The sequence below is a fragment of the Amycolatopsis sp. NPDC024027 genome, assembly GCF_040638975.1.
GTDB lineage: Bacteria > Actinomycetota > Actinomycetes > Mycobacteriales > Pseudonocardiaceae > Amycolatopsis.
The window spans coordinates 19,743-35,013 of record NZ_JBEZYY010000011.1 but is presented as its reverse complement, the minus strand read 5'-3'; the positions used below and the strand labels follow the sequence as shown (position 1 = coordinate 35,013).

Below are 15,271 nucleotides of genomic sequence, written 5' to 3'. Positions count from 1 at the left end.
GGAGTGAACCGGGGACACTCGACCATCGTGACCGCACCGGCTTGGCTCGAAGTGCTCAACGAGACGCTGGACGCGTGCCGCACGCACGGCCGCGCCGATCTCGCCGAGCGCCTGCGCAGACGCCGGGACGCCCCCACCGGGCAGACCCGGCTCGGCGTGCTCGGCTTTCCCAAACAGGGCAAGGGTTACCTGCTCAACGCCGTGCTGAACGCGCCGGTGTGCGCGGTCGGCGACGCCGCGACCCCCGCCGTCCCCACGGAAATCGCCTACGCCCCCGAACCCGCCGCGACCCTGGTCGGCCGGTCCCGCGAACGGATCCCCGTCGCGGTCGAACGGCTCACCGGCGAGCTCGGCGCCCGGCCCGCCGGCACGCTCAGCCGCGTCGAGGTCGGCGTGCCGCGCGAACTCCTCTCGGCCGGTCTCGTGCTGGTCGACACCCCGCCGGTCGGCGACCCGCGGTCACCGCGCACGGCCGCGGCGCTGGACTTCCTCGCCGAAGCCGACGCGGTGATCCTCGTTTCCGACGCGACCGCCCCGCTGAGCGCCGCCGAACTCGCGCTCGCGCGGCACGTGCGCACCTGGTGCCCGCACGTCGTGCTGGCGCTGACGAAGATCGACGCGTGCCCCGGGTGGCGGGCGGTCGCCGAACGCGACCGCGCCATGCTCGGCGAGGCCGGGGTCGACGCGCTCGTCCTGCCCGTTTCGGCCGTCGTGCGCCAAGCGGCCGCGAAGGCCGGCGACGCGGAACTCAACGCCCGCTCGGGTTTCCCGGAGCTGCTGGCCTGGATCGCCGAGCAGGCCGCGCGCCCGCACGAGCAGTCCCGCGCGCTGCTGGCTGCCGTCGGTGTCCGCGCCGCCGCCGCCGAACTGGTGGAGTCGCTGCGCGACCGCATCGACGCCGTGGGGCAGGACGCCGGGCTCGGCCAGGCCGCGCTGCTGCAGCGGGCCCAGCGCCGCGCCGACGACCTGCGCCGGCAGAACACCCGGTGGCAGAACCTGCTCTCCGACGAAATCACCGACCTGCTCTCCGACGCCGAGTACGACCTGCGCGAGCGGACCCGCAAGATCGTCACCACCATCGACCGGACCTTCGACGAGGGCGATCCGGCGAAGGTGTGGGACGAATTCGCGCCCTGGCTGGACAACGCGCTGGCCGAAGCCGTCGACGTCAACTACACGTGGCTGGCCGACCGGGCGGAGTGGATCGCCCAGGCGGTCGCGGCGTGCTTCGGCGCCCAGTACGACCGCGCGCTGCCGGACCTGCGGCTCGACGGCTCCGGCGTGGAGTACCTCGACGACGTCGGGCGGCCGAAGATCGAGAAGTTCAAGATCGGCCAGCAGGCCTTCACCGGCCTGCGCGGGTCGTACGGCGGGGTGCTGATGTTCGGCCTGGTCACCAGCCTCGCCGGGCTGCCGCTGATCAACCCGGTCTCGATCGGGGCCGGCGCGGCGTTCGCCGCCAAGACGATCAAGGACGAAGGCGGGATGCGGCTGCAGCGGCGGCAAGCCGTGGCCAAGCAGGCGGCGCAGCGGCACGTCGACGACGTCTTCCTGCGGTTCAGCAAGGAATGCCGGGACGCCATCCGCGTCGTCCAGCGGCGGCTGCGCGACCACTTCACCGGCCTGGCCGAAGAACTCGCCGACGAGCTGACGCACGAGCGGGAGACGATCCTGGCCGGCACCGCCGAGCGCGAGCGGCGGACCGGCCACATCCGCCGGGAAATCGACCGGCTCGCCGCGCTGCACCAGCGCGCGGGCGAACTCGGCACGATCGCCGGACGGCAGCAGCGGCGGGAGCTTTCGGCGTGACCCAGGACGTCCGCGACCTGCTGCACGCCGCGGCCGGGCTCTACCGGGACGACCCGCGGGCTTCGGCGCTGCTGCACGACTGTCTCAACCGGCTGGAGCAGCCGCTGCGCGTCGCGTTCACCGGGGCGCCTTCGTCGGGGAAGACGACGCTCGCCGCCGCGCTGGGCGAGTGGCCGACGCGCGCGCTGCGCGACCTCGTGCTGCTGGACGACCCCGGCCCGGCCGACGACGTCCCGGACGCGACGGTCCGGCTGGTCCGCCACCTCGAACCGGACGAGCTCGCGGCGGCGCACGCGCCGGGTGGCTCGGTGTTCGCCCGGCAGAGCGCGGTGAACTCGGTGCTGGTGCTGTCGCGGGCCGACGAGGTCGGCGCGGGCCGGATCGACGCGCTGCTCACCGCGAAGCAGCTGGCGCGCCGCGCGTGGCGGGAAGACCCGCTGTGCACGGGGTTCCTGGGCGTGATCGCCGTCGCCGGGCAGCTCGCCTACGGCGGCCGGTCATTGCGCGACGACGAGTTCGACCTGCTGGCGGCCTTCGCCGCGGTGCCGCGCGAAGAGCTGGAACGGCACGTGCTGTCGGTGGATTCGTTCACCGATCCGGCGTTCCCCGGCCCGATCCCGGTCGAGACGCGGCGGTCCCTGGTGGTGCGGTTCGGGATGTTCGGCGTCCGGCTGGCGCTCACGCTGATCCGCACCGGCTGCGACGACCGCGTCAAGCTCTCGGCGGAACTGGTGCGCCGCAGTGGGTTGGGCGAGCTGCGGGACACCCTGGCCGGGTGTTTCGTGGCGCGGGCCGAGGCACTGCGGGCGCGGACGGCGATCATCCGGCTGGAGGCGCTGCTGGCGGCGCAGCCCCGTCCGGGCGGGGATCGCCTGGTGTCCCGGGTGGAGCGCTTCGCCGCGGCCGCGCACGACTTCCGCGAGCTGCGCCTGATCGCCGACATCCGCGGCGGCCGGACGGCGCTGTCCGGGGAACCCGCGGAGGAAGCGGTCCGGTTGCTGGGCGCCCAGGGCACGGCCCCCGCGGACCGCCTCGGGCTGGAGCCGGACGCCGATCCGAACGAGATCTACGACGCCGGGCTGGATGCGCTGCGGCGCTGGCGGCACGAGGCCGAACGTCCGGACCGCCCGCATGCCGAGCGGACCGCGGCGCACGTGGTGGTGCGCTCCGCCGAGGGGCTGCTCGCGCTGTTCGCCTAGAGCCTGTTTCGATGTGCTGACCAGCGAGCTTCTGGTCGGTGTTGTGGGTGCGGCGTGTCTTGGAGGAGATAGACGAGGTCTCCGGTAGACCGATCAACGACCAAGCTGATCAAGAACACCGGAGACCTCGTGCCGAGCCTAGCGGCGACGGGGCGAGCCGATCTGACCGACGCGCAGTGGGCGATCCTGGAACCGCTGCTGCCCGTCGGCAAGAAGCCCGGCGCCGCCCGCCACTGTGGAGTAAACGCCAGCTCCTGGACGGCATCCGCTGGCGGGTTCGTGTCGGTTCGCCGTGGCGTGACGTCGCACCCGTGTATGGCTGCGGCAAACCGTCTATGGCTTGTTCCGGCGCTGGCAGCGCGCCGGTGTGTGGGCGCTGATCCTGGCGGCGTTGCAGACCCGGGCCGACGCCGCCGGGCTGATCACCTGGGAGGTGAGCGTGGATTCCACGATCAACCGGGCGCACCAGCACGCCGCAGGCGCCCGCATCGAGGGCGACCTGCAGAAAGAACCGCCTGGCGGTACCGGCGAGCCCGAACCGGCCGACCACGCGCTGGGCCGGTCGCGGGGCGGCTGGACGACCAAGCTGCATTTGGCCACCGAGCAAGGCCAGAAACCACTGTCGATGCTGGTGACCGCCGGTCAACCTGGTGATTCGCCGCAGTTCGAGGCGGTGCTGGCCAGGGCCTGGGTCGCCCGGATTGGTGGTGGGCGAGCCCGGACCCGGCCGGACCGTGTCCTGGCGGACAAGGCCTACAGTTCCCGCGCCAACCGGGCTTATCTGCGGCGGCGTGGGATCGCGTGCACGATTCCCCAGCCCTCTGATCAGGTCTGGCATCGCCGCAACCGCGGCCGGGCCGGTGGCCGGCCACCGGCATTCGACCCAGAGATCTACAAGCAACGGCACGCGGTGGTGTGCGGCATCAACCGGCTCAAACGCAACCGAGGCGTCGCCACGCGCTTCGACAAACTCGCGGTTCGCTACGAGGCAACCGTGCACATCGCGGCGATCAACGAGTGGCTACGGCATTGAAACAGGCTCTAGAGGACGGCGGTCACCTCGACCTCGACCAGGTGCTCCGGGACGTCCAGGGCCGCGACGCCGATGAGGGTGGCGGGCGGCTTGGCCGTGGTCCCGATCTTGGCGCTGCCGCGGGCGATGCCGTCGAGCAGGGCGGGCATCTTCTCGGGCTTCCAGTCGACGGCGTAGACGGTCAGTTTCGCCACGTCGTCGAACGATCCGCCGGCCGCGGCCAGCGCGGCGGCGACGTTGACGTAGGCCTGCTCGACCTGGTCGGCGAGGTCGGGGCCGGTCTCCCAGGCGACCTGCCCGGCGACGAAGACGAGCTTCGTCCCCTCGGCGACGGCGACCTGGTGGTAGACGTCGATCTCGGGCAGTTCGGGGGGATTCACCATGGTGACGGTCATCTTTTCCTCCGTGCTCTCTTGTGGTTACTCAGGAACCATAGGAGAGTGTGCAAGGATGCGGAAGAAGGCACTTTTCGGTGACGGGGGAACCAGATGGTGACCAAGCAGGACACGGACCTTTCCCGCGCGGATTCCCTGGCGCGCGAGATCTTCTCGGACGTCGCCAACAAGTGGGCGTTCCTGATCATCGAGACCCTCGGTGAGCGCACGCTGCGGTTCAGTGAGCTGCGCAACGAGGTCGAGGGCATCAGCCACAAGATGCTGACGCAGAACCTGCGCATGCTGGAGCGCAACGGGCTGATCGTGCGCGAGGTGTACCCCACCGTCCCGCCGCGCGTCGAGTACACCCTGACCGAGCCCGGCCAGGGCCTGCGCGCGACGGTCGACAGCATGTGCGGCTGGACCCAGCGGTTCATCGAGGACATCGAATCCGCCCGGCGCAGCTTCGACGGCTGACGGCGTCACGAAAACACCGACCGGCGGGCCGGTTCGCGACCGGTTGTCCGGTGTTGACGGCCGCCGGGCCGCGGCGCACCATAGAGCGGTCTATGGTCCAGTGCCGGCCCGAAGGGGACTCCCATGTCCGAAGACGTCCGCCCGCGGGTCCGGTTGTTCGGCGAGCTCCTGGCGCACTGGGCGCGGGAACGTCCGGGGGACACCGCGTTGATCTTCGCGGACCGGTCGTGGACCTGGGCGGAGTTCGACGAGCGGGTCCGGCGGCTGTCCGGGGCCCTCGCCGCGGCCGGGATCGCGCACGGCGACCGGGTGGCGTTCGTCGACAAGAACCACCCCGCCTGCCTGGAGACCACCTTCGCCGCGGCCGGGCTCGGGGCCGCCAATGCCGTCGTCAACTGGCGGCTTTCCGGCGACGAACTGGCCTACGTGCTCAAGGACGCGGGTGCGAAGGTGGTCTTCGTCGGCGCCGAACTGCGGCCCGCGCTCGAGGCGATCCGCGACCGGCTGCCCGCCCTGGAGCGCGTGATCGTCGTAGGCGGGGACGCCGACGAGTACGAGGCCTTCCTGACCTCCGCCGAGCCGCACGCCGGGCCCGGTGCCGGCCCCGTCGACACCGACGACGGCGTGCTGGTCATGTACACCAGTGGCACCACCGGCTTCCCGAAGGGCGCGGTGCTGACCCACCGCAGCGTCCTCGCGCACGGCCTCGCCGCCGGGACCGCGTTCCCGATCGGCCCGGGTGAGGTCAACCTGGTCGCGATGCCGCTGTTCCACGTCGGCGGCAGCTGTTACGCGGTTTCGGGGTTCCTCTACGGCGAGCCGTCCTACCTGACGCGCGAGCCGGACGCGGCATCGCTGTTCGCCGCGCTGCGGGCCGGGATCACGCACGCCTTCCTGGTGCCCGCCGTCGTGGCCGGGATCGCGCAGGCCGGCGAGGCCGCGCTCCAGGCGTTCTCCCGGCTGAAGTACCTCTGCTACGGCGCTTCGCCGATGCCGCTCCCGCTGCTGCGCACGGTGCTCGCCGCCTGGCCGGACGTCAAGTTCGCCCAGGTCTACGGCATGACCGAGCTGTCCGGCGCGGTCACCGCCCTGGACCCGGACGCGCACCGGGACGCCACCCGTCCGGAGCGGCTGGCCTCGGCGGGCACCGCACTGTCCGGAGTGGACATCCGGATCGTCGACCCGGTCACGGCGGAGGACGCCGATGTCGGCGAGGTGTGGGTGCGCACCGAGCAGCGGATGGCGGGCTACCTCGGCAAGCCCGAGGCCACCGCCGAGACCATTGTGGACGGCTGGGTCCGCACCGGCGACGTCGGGCGCCTCGACGACGGCGGGTTCCTGTTCCTCGAGGACCGCGTCAAGGACATGATCATCACCGGCGGCGAGAACGTCTACTCGCCCGAAGTGGAGCGCGTCGTGGCGGAATTCCCCGGCGTCGCCGAGGTGGCCGTGATCGGCGTGCCGGACGAGAAGTGGGGCGAGCAGGTCAAGGCCGTCGTCGCCGGCGACCAGCTCGACGCCGAGAAGATCGTGGAGTTCTGCCGCGAGCGGCTGGCCCACTACAAGTGCCCGCGCAGCGTCGACGTCGTGGAGGCGTTGCCGCGCAACGCCACCGGCAAGATCCTCAAGCGTTCGCTGCGCGAGCCCTACTGGCGGGACCGGGACCGGAACGTGTGATGCCGCCGGTCACGCGCCGCGGGTACTTCGAGGCCGCGCTGGAGGTGCTGGCGGAGCACGGGTTCGCCGAGCTGAACGTCGGCGTGCTGTGCCGCGGCCTCGGCGTCACGAGCGGGTCGTTCTACCACCACTTCGGCGGCTGGCCGGGGTTCGTGGCGCAGCTGCTGGAGCACTGGGAGAACCGCCAGGTGCGCATCCTGCGCGAGGGCGGCTTCGGCACCGGCGGCCCGGCGGCCGACTTCGCCGCGCTGATGGACCTCACCCTCGGGCTGCCCCACGAGGCGGAAGCCGCGATCCGCGCGTGGGCGAAGAACGACGAAACCGTGCGCGCGGCGCAGAAGCGCGTCGACGACGCCCGGCTGCGCACGGTCGGCAAGGCGGTCGAGGGCATCGTCGGCGACCGGAGACTGGCCCGCACGCTGACGTCGCTCGGGATGGCGCTGCTGGTGGGGCACCAGCAGCTGGCGTCGGCGGGGGAGCACGGCGAGCTGACCGAGCTGCTCGCGGAGTACACGCGGCTGGTGTACTCCCGCGCGGGTTAGGCGTTGCCGGGACCGGGCTTCGACGGCTCTGCCGCGAAGGTGGTTGGAGCCGCCCCCGGCATGGTGCGGCCACAGCGCAGCTGCGCGTCGGCTGGTTCGGGCCGGAAGGTGGTTTGCCGAGCCTGCGATGATTTCCCAGGTCTCTTCGCCTTGTGTGAGCGGCAGGGGTCAGTAGCCGACGAACTTTTTCTTGATCCAGGCCCCGGCGCGGACACGCAGGTCCTTCGGGGCCAGGCTCGGGTCCCTGGCCTTGGTCGCCATCCAGAACTGCTTGGCGCGCTCGGCGGTCTTGTAGACGTCGCGCACGTAGGCGCGGAACGCCCGGATCCGGTCAGCCGGGTCGGTCGAGTCGGCCTTGGCGCCCAGGTACTTCACGCGAGTGCTCTTGAGCAACTGCCCCAGGCCGAACGCGCTGGACGTCGGGGCCCCGGTGCGGGTCGTCCATGTCGTCGCGCTGCACCGAGGCGACCAGCCGGGCGACCGCCGCGTTGCCCGCTGCGGTCTGGAGGGTGTGCAGAGGGTGTTCACGCTTGCTCCCGTGGACCGGCTCGGGCTCGTGGCCGTCGACCGACGGGGTGGTCGTGCGTGTGGCACGGTTCATCATCCCAGTCGCGCACGAGCGACTGAATGGGGGAATGTCCGTTCGGGCGAACACAAGTGCTGTGCTCGCCGGCCTTTCCGTCAGCCGGCCAAGGGGGTCCCCATCGGATCCTGCCCGGTCGACCTTCGTGGTCAACGCACTAGGCGTTGCCGAGCACCCGGGTCACGGTGATCTCGATGACGACCCGCTGCGGGTTCGGCTTGGGTTGCCGGTAGCGGGCGGCGTACCGGTTTTCCGCGTCCCGCACCGATTCCGGGTCGTCGCGCAGCACCGCTCGTCCCTCCAAAGTGGACCAACGCGGGCCGTCGAGCTGGCAGACCGCGACCGGGATGCCGTCCGTGCCCGCGGCGCGCACCAGCCGGGCCTTGACCGAGGGGGCGAAGGTGATCACGCGGGCGAGGCCGGCGTCGAAGTCGACGGTCACGCCGACCGCGACGACGTGCGGAGTGCCGTCCGGGCGGACCGTGGTCAGCGTGGCCAGGTGGCGCTCGGTCCAGAACGCGCGGAAGTCCGGCCCGCGGCCGTCGAGGTCGATCTTCATGACGTCCACGCTAGTCCGTCCGGGTGGGCGGGGCGCCGAGGGACCCACTCACGGTGATAGTAAGGAAAGTTTCCTAACCCTCTTGACCTGGTCTTGAAGCTTCTGTCAGGCTTCGATCGCCTTCGCCGCAGCCAACGATGTCCCTACGGAGGAGCCATGAAGAGAGTCATCCGGGCGGCGGTGGTTTCGGCCGCGCTCACCGCCGGGCTGGTGAGCGTGCCGGCGGCTGCGTCCGCGGCCGGCACGCCGTACGTGCCGGGAACGCTGCGCCCGTCCGTCTCGCAGGCCACGCAGGATGCCGCGCTCCAGAAGTACTACGACTTCTGGAAGAAGAACTTCCTGACGACCAAGTGCGGCACCGGCACCTACGCCGTGCTGTCCAAGGACGCCGACCACTCCTTCGTCGCCGAGGGCGAGGGGTACGGCATGACGATCTCGGCGATGATGGCGGACAAGGACCCGCAGGCGCGCTCGATCGTCGACGGGATCCTGAAGTTCGTGAAGGCGCACCCGTCGGTCAACAACAAGGACCTGCACGCGGCCGAGCAGGATTCGAACTGCAAGAGCGTCAACGGCAGCGACTCCGCCACCGACGGCGACCTCGAAATCGCCTACGGTCTGTTGATCGCGGACAAGAAATGGGGCAGCGGCGGCTCGGTCGACTACAAGGCCGAAGCCGTCCGGATTATCAACGCGATCAAAGAAGAGCGAGGTCAACGGCGCCACGAAGTTCACCCTGCTCGGCGACTGGGGCAACGACGCGGAGTACAAGAACAGTTCCCGCTCGTCGGACTGGATGCCGGGCCACCTGCGCGCGTTCGCCACGGCGACCGGTGACAGCTTCTGGACTTCGGTCCGCACTCGCTCGGAGACGGCGGTGAGCCAGCTGCAGTCGTCGTACGCGCCGAACACCGGGCTGCTGCCGGACTTCGTGGTGAACACGAACTCGACGCCGAAGCCGGCGCCGTCGAACTTCCTCGAGGGACCGTACGACGGCAAGTACAGCTGGAACGCCTGCCGCGACCCGTGGCGCCTCGGCGCGGACGCGATCACGGCGTCCGGGAGCGCGGCGGTGGCGCAGGTCCGCAAGATGAACACGTGGATCAAGTCGGCCACGGGTGGTGACCCGGCGAAGATCCAGAGCGGCTATTCGCTGTCGGGTTCGAAGACGGAAAACGGCCGGCACCCGTGCTTCACGGCGCCGTTCGCGGTGGCCGCGATGACGGACCCGGGCAGCCAGGCCTGGCTGGACAAGCTGTGGACGGCGGTCTCGTCGTGGTCCCCGGACTCGACGGACTACTACGGGACGGGCATCACGATCCAGGTCCTGCTCATCCTGAGCGGCAACTACGTGGCCGCGTAGGTCTCCGGTCGTCCCGCGCCCGGTTGTTTCGGGGGCGGGACGACCGGCTCGTGGGTGAGACTGGCGGCATGACCGGTCACCCGCGCAGTGTCGACGAGCTGACCAGCCCGGTGCGCGGATTCGCCGGATTTGACCGGCACCGAGTGGTGCTTGAGCCGCGCGGAGTGGCTCAGAAACTGTCGGTCCCTTGCGTTATCGTGGAAATCGGGGCTGCTCAGTTCGAGTACGGTCGGCCGCGCTCAGCTCGGTTCGCGGACCGGCAGCCCGGCGGCCCGGTAGATCTCGTCGATCACGGTCATCGTCTCGACCGCGTCGGCCGCCGAGGTCTTCACCGGTGCGTCTTCGAGGACTGCCGCCGCGAACGCCTCCAGCTGGTATGCATACGTCGACTTCCGCGGGAACTTTTCCGTGCGGCGCGACTCACCGATGCGGACCGTCAGGCGGTGGTAAGCCTGCGGCATCAGCGGGTTGATCACCGACAGCGACCCCCGCGAACCCACGACCTTCGCGCTGATCTTCAGCACTGAGGACGACCACATCGAACACTCCACCCGCCCGGTGTGCCCGGACGGGTACGCCAGCTCCGCCGTCATCGCCCGGTCCACCCGAGGTGACCGCAGCTTCGCCGAGGCCGAAACCACCGACGGCGTCTCGCCACCGAAGACGCGCGCCATGTGGACGGCGTAGCAGCCCGCGTCCATCGTGGCCCCGCCGGCCAGGCCGTAGTCGTAGCGGATGTCCGAGAACTTCGGCAGCGGGAAGCACAACGCCGTCTCGACGCGCTGCAGAGAGCCCAGTTCGCCCGACGCCACGATCTCCTCCACCCGCAGTGCCAGCGGGTGGTAGCGGTAGTGGAACGCCTCCATCACGACGCGGTCCGAAGCGGCTGCCGCCTCAGCGATCTCCCGGGCTTCCGCCGCGTTGGCGGTGAACGGCTTCTCGCACAAGACGTGCTTCCCGGCCGCCAAGGCGGCGAGTGTCCAGCGTCCGTGGAGGCCGTTCGGCAGCGGGTTGTAGACGGCGTCGATGTCCGGATCCGCCAGCAACTCGTCGTACCCGGCGAAGATCCGGGGGATGCCGTGCCTGGTCGCAAACGCTTGCGCGCGGTCGCGTGACCGGGCTGCCACCGCGGTGACCGACACCGGTGAAACCGAAGACGCGGGCTTGATCAGGGCCGCCGGGGCGATGCGAGCCGCCCCCAGGATGCCGATCCGCAGGCTCATGGGCGCGAAGTTAGCACCGAACCGGATTTCAACAGGTGGTTGACCTCTTCAACAGCGAGTTGTAGCGTTCCGGCCAGTCGAACAGTGGAGGTCCGCTATGTCCCGTTCTCGTGCCGTGCAGGCGGTGTTGCTCGCGAGTGTCGCCGTGCTGGTGACGGCTTGTGGTGGCGGTCCGGACGGTGCGGGCGGGACGTCGCAGGCCGCCGGTGCGCCCGCGTCCGGCATCCCGGACACCGCCGCGATCGTCCAGGGCGTGCAGAAGGACGCCCAGCTCAACGCGGGTTTGCCGGACACCGTCAAGCAGGCCGGCCTGCACCTGGCCTCGAACCTGCAGTCCGCGCCCAACAACTTCTACGCCGCCGACGGCAAGACCCCGATCGGCTACGAGGTCGACCTCGCCAAGGCGATCGCCGCCAAGCTCGGCGTCGCCGTCACCCACCAGGACATGGCGTTCGGCTCGCTGATCACCAGCCTCCAGTCCGGCCGCATCGACCTGACCATGGCCGGCATGAACGACACCAAGGCCCGCCAGGCCCAGATCGACTTCGTCGACTACTTCACCTCGGGCATCACGATCATGATCCGCAAGGGCAACCCGGACGGCATCACCGGCCCGGACAACCTCTGCGGCAAGAACGTCGCGGTCGTGCAGGGCACCAGCCACCAGAAGTTCGCCGAGGCGCAGAGCGCCAAGTGCACGCAGGCCGGCAAGCCCGCGGTCACCGTCACCGCGACCGACAGCGACAACCAGAACCAGAACCAGCTGCGCACCGGCCGCGTCGCCGCGATCCTCAACGACCTCCCGAGCGCCGTCTACATCTCGCGCACCGCGGGCGACGGCAAGTTCTTCGAGGTCGTCCCGGGCGAGCCCATCGAAGGCGGGCCGTACGGCATCGGCGTCAACAAGCAGAACACGCCGCTGCGGGACGCCGTGCAGAAGGCGCTGCAGGCCCTGATCGCCGACGGCACCTACGGCAAGATCCTGCAGGCCTGGGGCGTCGAGCAGGGCGCGATCAAGGAGGCCGCGGTCAATGGCGGCTCCTGAACCGCTGCCGATCGTCCGGTTGCGCCACTGGGGCCGGTGGGTCGCCGCCGCGATCATCCTCGCGCTGCTCGTGCTGCTGGGCATCGCGCTGGGCAACGCGCAGATCGCGTGGAACCAGGTCCCGGACTTCGTCTTCTACAAGGTGATGGCGACCGGCCTCCTCAACACCGTCGTGCTGGCCGTGCTGTCCCAGGCCGTCGCGATCGTGCTCGGCATCGTCATCGCGCTGCTGCGCCGCAGCGCCAACCCGGTCGCCCGGTGGTTCGCCGCCGGGTACATCTGGATCTTCCGCGGCCTGCCCGTGCTGCTGCAGATCCTCCTTTGGTACAACCTGGCGCTGGTCTTCCCGGTCATCGACATCCCGTTCCTCGTCCACGAGCAGACGAACGTGCTGATCAGCGCGTTCAGCGCCGCGTTCCTCGGCCTGGCGCTGAACGAGAGCGCGTACATGGCCGAGATCGTCCGCGCCGGGCTGAACAGCGTCGACAGCGGACAGACCGAGGCGGCCAAGTCGATCGGTATGACACCGGCCGCGACCCTGCGCCGGGTCGTGCTGCCGCAGGCCATGCGCGTGATCATCCCGCCCACCGGCAACGACTTCATCAACATGCTCAAGGGCACGTCGATGGCGTCGGTGATCGGCGTGACCGAGCTGATCCACGCGGCCAACAACATCTCGTCCAACAACCTGCTGGTGATGGAGACGCTGCTGGCCGCGGCCGTCTGGTACATGGTCGTGGTGACCGTCGCCGGCGTCGGCCAGCACTACCTGGAACGCGCGTTCGGGCAGGCCGATCGCGGGCCGCTCGCCCGGGCCGGCAAGGCGTTGCGCGGCGTGCCGCTGGTGAGGAGTGCCCGTGTCTGAGCCACTGCTGCGCGCCGTCGGGGTCCGGAAGTCCTACGGCCACACCGAAGTCCTCGGCGGCATCGACCTGGAAGTCCACAAGGGACAGGTCGTCTGCCTGCTGGGCCCGTCCGGCGCCGGGAAGAGCACGTTCCTGCGCTGCATCAACCACCTCGAGACCATCGACGCCGGCCAGATCTGGGTCGACGGCGAGCCCATCGGCTTCCGCCAGCGTGGCGGCAAGCTGTACGAACTGCGCGAACGCGACGTCGCCCGGCAGCGCCGTGACATCGGTATGGTGTTCCAGCGGTTCAACCTCTTCGCGCACCGGACGGCACTGGAGAACGTCGTCGAGGGCCCGATCCGGGTGCTGGGCGTGAAACCGGACGAGGCCCGCAAGGAGGGGCTGGCGCTGCTCGACCGAGTCGGCCTCGCCCACCGCGCGAACGCGTACCCGGCGCAGCTGTCCGGCGGGCAGCAGCAGCGCGTCGCGATCGCCCGGTCGCTGGCGATGAAACCGAAGCTGATGCTGTTCGACGAGCCGACGTCGGCGCTGGACCCGGAGCTGGTCGGCGAGGTCCTCGAGGTGATGAGTACGTTGGCGGGGGAGGGGATGACGATGGTCGTCGTGACGCACGAGATGAGCTTCGCCGCGGAGGCCGCCGACGAGGTGGTGTTCCTGGCCGACGGCGCCGTCGTCGAGACCGGGCCGCCTTCGGAGGTCCTGAGCGCGCCGAAGCACGACCGCACGCGGCAATTCCTGGCGAGGATCCTCGCGTGAGGAGGATTTCGCCCCGGTACCTGCTCCAGTTCGACGAGCCCGCCGGCTACCTCGACTTCGCCCGCTTCGGCCCGCCGTCGCACGCGGTGCTCGACACCACGGCCGCCCTGCTCGACCAGGCCACCACGGCCGGGCCGTCCACAGTGGACGAGCTGATGCGGCAGGAGGTGCGGGCCAAGGCCGCCGCCGCGCGGCTGTCCGGCTCGGACACCGACCACGCGGTCCTGCTGCCGAACACCAGCCTCGGGCTGTTCCAGGCCGCGTTCCACAGCACCGGCGAGGTGCTCGTGTCGGCCGCGGAGTTCCCGGCCAACACGTATCCGTGGGCGCGTGCCGAACAGGCGGGCCGCCTGACGCTGCGGCGCCTGACCGGCGGGTACGTGACGCCCGAGCGCGTCGCCGAGGCGTTGACGCCGGAGATCACGACGGTCAGCGTCAGCGCGGTCGACTTCCGCACCGGCTTCCGCGCCGACCTCGCCGGCCTGCGCGACGTCGTCGGCGACCGCCTCCTGGTCGTCGACGGCATCCAGGGCTTCGGCGTGATCGAGGCGCCGTGGGAGGTCGCCGACGTCCTGGTCGTCGGCGGCCAGAAGTGGCTGCGCGCGGGCTGGGGGACCGGCTTCGCGGTGTTGTCCGACCGCGCGCTGGAGCGGATGGACCCGGTGCTGTCGGGCTGGACCGGAGCGCGCGATCCGGGCCTGTTCGACGACGAGATCCACCCGCCGGACGGTACCGCCCAGTCGTGGTCGATCTCCAACCTCAGCCCGATCACCTCCGGCGCGTTCGCCGAGGCCCTCGAGCTGGTCGAAGAGGCCGGCGTCGGCCCCATCGCGGCGCGGATCGCCGAGCGGCTGGGGGAGTTCGAAGAGGTGCTCGCCTCCTGCGGCGCCGAGGTCGTGTCGGCCGTGGACCGGCGCGCGGGCATCCTCGCGTTCACCCTGCCCGGCCACCCCGCCGAGCAGGTCGGGGCCGCGCTGGCCAACGCCGGGATCGCGGCGACCGTGCGTCCCGAGCACGTCCGGCTCTCGCCGCACGCCTCGACCCCGGCGGCGGCCGCGGACCTGCTCCGGGAAGCGCTGGAGACCCTGACGCGGCCTCGCGAACCGATGGTCGTCCCGGCCCCGGGCGCGACGACGCACGAGGTGCTCACCGCCCTGGTGCCGGCCATTCCGGGGCTCGCGGCGATGCTCGGGCCGGGCAACGAAGTCCTGCTTCACGACCTGAGCCGGCTGCCGGATTCGATCATCGCCATCGCCGGCGACCTCACCGGCCGCAACGTCGGCGGCCCGATGACCGACCTGCTGCTCGGCCTGGTCCGCCGCGGCACCACCCAGGACCTGACGAACTACCGCACGCACGGCCCGGACGGCCGGCCGATCCGCTCCTCGACGCTGTTTCTGCGCGACGCCGACGGGGTCGCGGTCGGCTGCCTGTGCGTCAACAGCGTCGAGGAGGCCGCGTCCCCCGGCGGCAACGGCGAGCCGGAGACTTTCCCACCGGACGTCGACAGCCTGCAGCGGTTCCTCGTGGACCGGGCGGTGACCAAGGCGGGGATCCCGGTGGACCTCATGAAGAAGCGGCACAAGGCGGCCGTGGTGCGGGAGCTCGACGAAGCCGGTTATTTCCTCATCAAGGACGCGGTCGACCACCTGGCCGGGCGCCTCGACGTCACCCGGTACACGATCTACAACTACCTCAACGAGATCCGGGCCTGACGCTGCCCGATCGGACCTTGCCACCTGCGCTTTCCGGGCGGACCATG

15 protein-coding genes and 1 pseudogene are annotated in these 15,271 nt (G+C 70.8%); 12 read left to right on the top strand and 4 right to left on the bottom strand.

Going from position 1 to position 15,271, the window contains the following annotated elements; genetic code table 11:
- Nucleotides 1–27: 27 nt before the first annotated feature.
- The 3 genes and pseudogenes from AB0F52_RS25825 to AB0F52_RS25815 all read left to right on the top strand — a co-directional run bounded on the left by AB0F52_RS25825 (nucleotide 28) and on the right by AB0F52_RS25815 (nucleotide 4,041).
- Entirely contained in the window at nucleotides 28–1,809 is a 1,782-nt protein-coding gene (locus AB0F52_RS25825; protein WP_360176014.1) for an isoniazid inducible protein IniA, read from the top strand.
- Nucleotides 1,806–3,008, top strand: a complete 1,203-nt coding sequence (locus AB0F52_RS25820; protein ID WP_360176011.1) for a GTPase — start codon at nucleotides 1,806–1,808, stop codon at nucleotides 3,006–3,008. Before AB0F52_RS25825 ends, AB0F52_RS25820 begins: the two co-directional genes overlap by 4 nt.
- Before the next feature lie 129 nt (nucleotides 3,009–3,137).
- Nucleotides 3,138–4,041: pseudogene (locus AB0F52_RS25815) on the top strand (IS5 family transposase).
- Between the two features lie 8 nt (nucleotides 4,042–4,049).
- On the opposite strand, the gene AB0F52_RS25810 reads toward AB0F52_RS25815, so the two are convergent.
- A complete protein-coding gene (locus AB0F52_RS25810; RefSeq protein ID WP_103335598.1) occupies nucleotides 4,050–4,436 on the bottom strand; it encodes a RidA family protein in 387 nt (128 codons plus the stop codon).
- A 93-nt stretch (nucleotides 4,437–4,529) separates the two neighbouring features.
- Between AB0F52_RS25810 and AB0F52_RS25805 the strand changes: the two genes are divergently transcribed.
- From AB0F52_RS25805 to AB0F52_RS25795, 3 genes are all read left to right on the top strand, one after another.
- Complete coding sequence (locus AB0F52_RS25805) at nucleotides 4,530–4,892, top strand: helix-turn-helix domain-containing protein (protein WP_360176008.1); 363 nt, start codon at nucleotides 4,530–4,532, stop codon at nucleotides 4,890–4,892.
- Between the two features lie 123 nt (nucleotides 4,893–5,015).
- Complete coding sequence (locus tag AB0F52_RS25800; RefSeq protein WP_360176005.1) at nucleotides 5,016–6,569, top strand: long-chain fatty acid--CoA ligase; 1,554 nt, start codon at nucleotides 5,016–5,018, stop codon at nucleotides 6,567–6,569.
- Nucleotides 6,569–7,111 carry a TetR/AcrR family transcriptional regulator gene (locus AB0F52_RS25795; RefSeq protein WP_360176002.1) on the top strand — a complete coding sequence of 181 codons (543 nt, stop codon included), beginning with the start codon at nucleotides 6,569–6,571 and terminating at the stop codon, nucleotides 7,109–7,111. Before AB0F52_RS25800 ends, AB0F52_RS25795 begins: the two co-directional genes overlap by 1 nt.
- A gap of 168 nt (nucleotides 7,112–7,279) precedes the next feature.
- On the opposite strand, the gene AB0F52_RS25790 is transcribed toward AB0F52_RS25795, so the two are convergent.
- Nucleotides 7,280–7,486 (bottom strand): hypothetical protein, encoded by a 207-nt coding sequence (locus tag AB0F52_RS25790; protein WP_360175999.1) that lies wholly within the window; start codon nucleotides 7,484–7,486, stop codon nucleotides 7,280–7,282.
- 365 nt (nucleotides 7,487–7,851) lie between these two features.
- Nucleotides 7,852–8,253 (bottom strand): PPOX class F420-dependent oxidoreductase, encoded by a 402-nt coding sequence (locus AB0F52_RS25785; RefSeq protein WP_360175996.1) that lies wholly within the window; start codon nucleotides 8,251–8,253, stop codon nucleotides 7,852–7,854.
- Between the two features lie 156 nt (nucleotides 8,254–8,409).
- On the opposite strand from AB0F52_RS25785, the gene AB0F52_RS25780 reads away from it, so the two are divergent.
- Complete coding sequence (locus AB0F52_RS25780) at nucleotides 8,410–9,090, top strand: glycosyl hydrolase family 8 (protein WP_360175993.1); 681 nt, start codon at nucleotides 8,410–8,412, stop codon at nucleotides 9,088–9,090.
- Nucleotides 9,050–9,616, top strand: a complete 567-nt coding sequence (locus tag AB0F52_RS25775) for a glycosyl hydrolase family 8 (RefSeq protein WP_360175990.1) — start codon at nucleotides 9,050–9,052, stop codon at nucleotides 9,614–9,616. The genes AB0F52_RS25780 and AB0F52_RS25775 overlap by 41 nt, the downstream gene beginning before the upstream one ends.
- 239 nt (nucleotides 9,617–9,855) lie before the next feature.
- Here the strand turns inward: AB0F52_RS25775 and AB0F52_RS25770 are convergent, their stop codons facing one another.
- Entirely contained in the window at nucleotides 9,856–10,839 is a 984-nt protein-coding gene (locus AB0F52_RS25770; protein ID WP_360175987.1) for a Gfo/Idh/MocA family oxidoreductase, read from the bottom strand.
- 97 nt (nucleotides 10,840–10,936) lie between these two features.
- Between AB0F52_RS25770 and AB0F52_RS25765 the strand changes: the two genes are divergently transcribed.
- The 4 genes from AB0F52_RS25765 to AB0F52_RS25750 are packed head-to-tail and all read left to right on the top strand — an operon-like array spanning nucleotide 10,937 to nucleotide 15,224.
- Complete coding sequence (locus AB0F52_RS25765) at nucleotides 10,937–11,884, top strand: ABC transporter substrate-binding protein (protein ID WP_360175984.1); 948 nt, start codon at nucleotides 10,937–10,939, stop codon at nucleotides 11,882–11,884.
- Nucleotides 11,871–12,749, top strand: coding sequence for an amino acid ABC transporter permease (locus AB0F52_RS25760; RefSeq protein ID WP_360175981.1), 879 nt, complete (start codon nucleotides 11,871–11,873; stop codon nucleotides 12,747–12,749). Before AB0F52_RS25765 ends, AB0F52_RS25760 begins: the two co-directional genes overlap by 14 nt.
- On the top strand, nucleotides 12,742–13,509 hold the full coding sequence (locus tag AB0F52_RS25755) for an amino acid ABC transporter ATP-binding protein (RefSeq protein ID WP_360175978.1): 768 nt from the start codon (nucleotides 12,742–12,744) through the stop codon (nucleotides 13,507–13,509). Before AB0F52_RS25760 ends, AB0F52_RS25755 begins: the two co-directional genes overlap by 8 nt.
- Entirely contained in the window at nucleotides 13,506–15,224 is a 1,719-nt protein-coding gene (locus AB0F52_RS25750) for an aminotransferase class V-fold PLP-dependent enzyme (protein WP_360175975.1), read from the top strand. The genes AB0F52_RS25755 and AB0F52_RS25750 overlap by 4 nt, the downstream gene beginning before the upstream one ends.
- Nucleotides 15,225–15,271 lie beyond the last annotated feature (47 nt).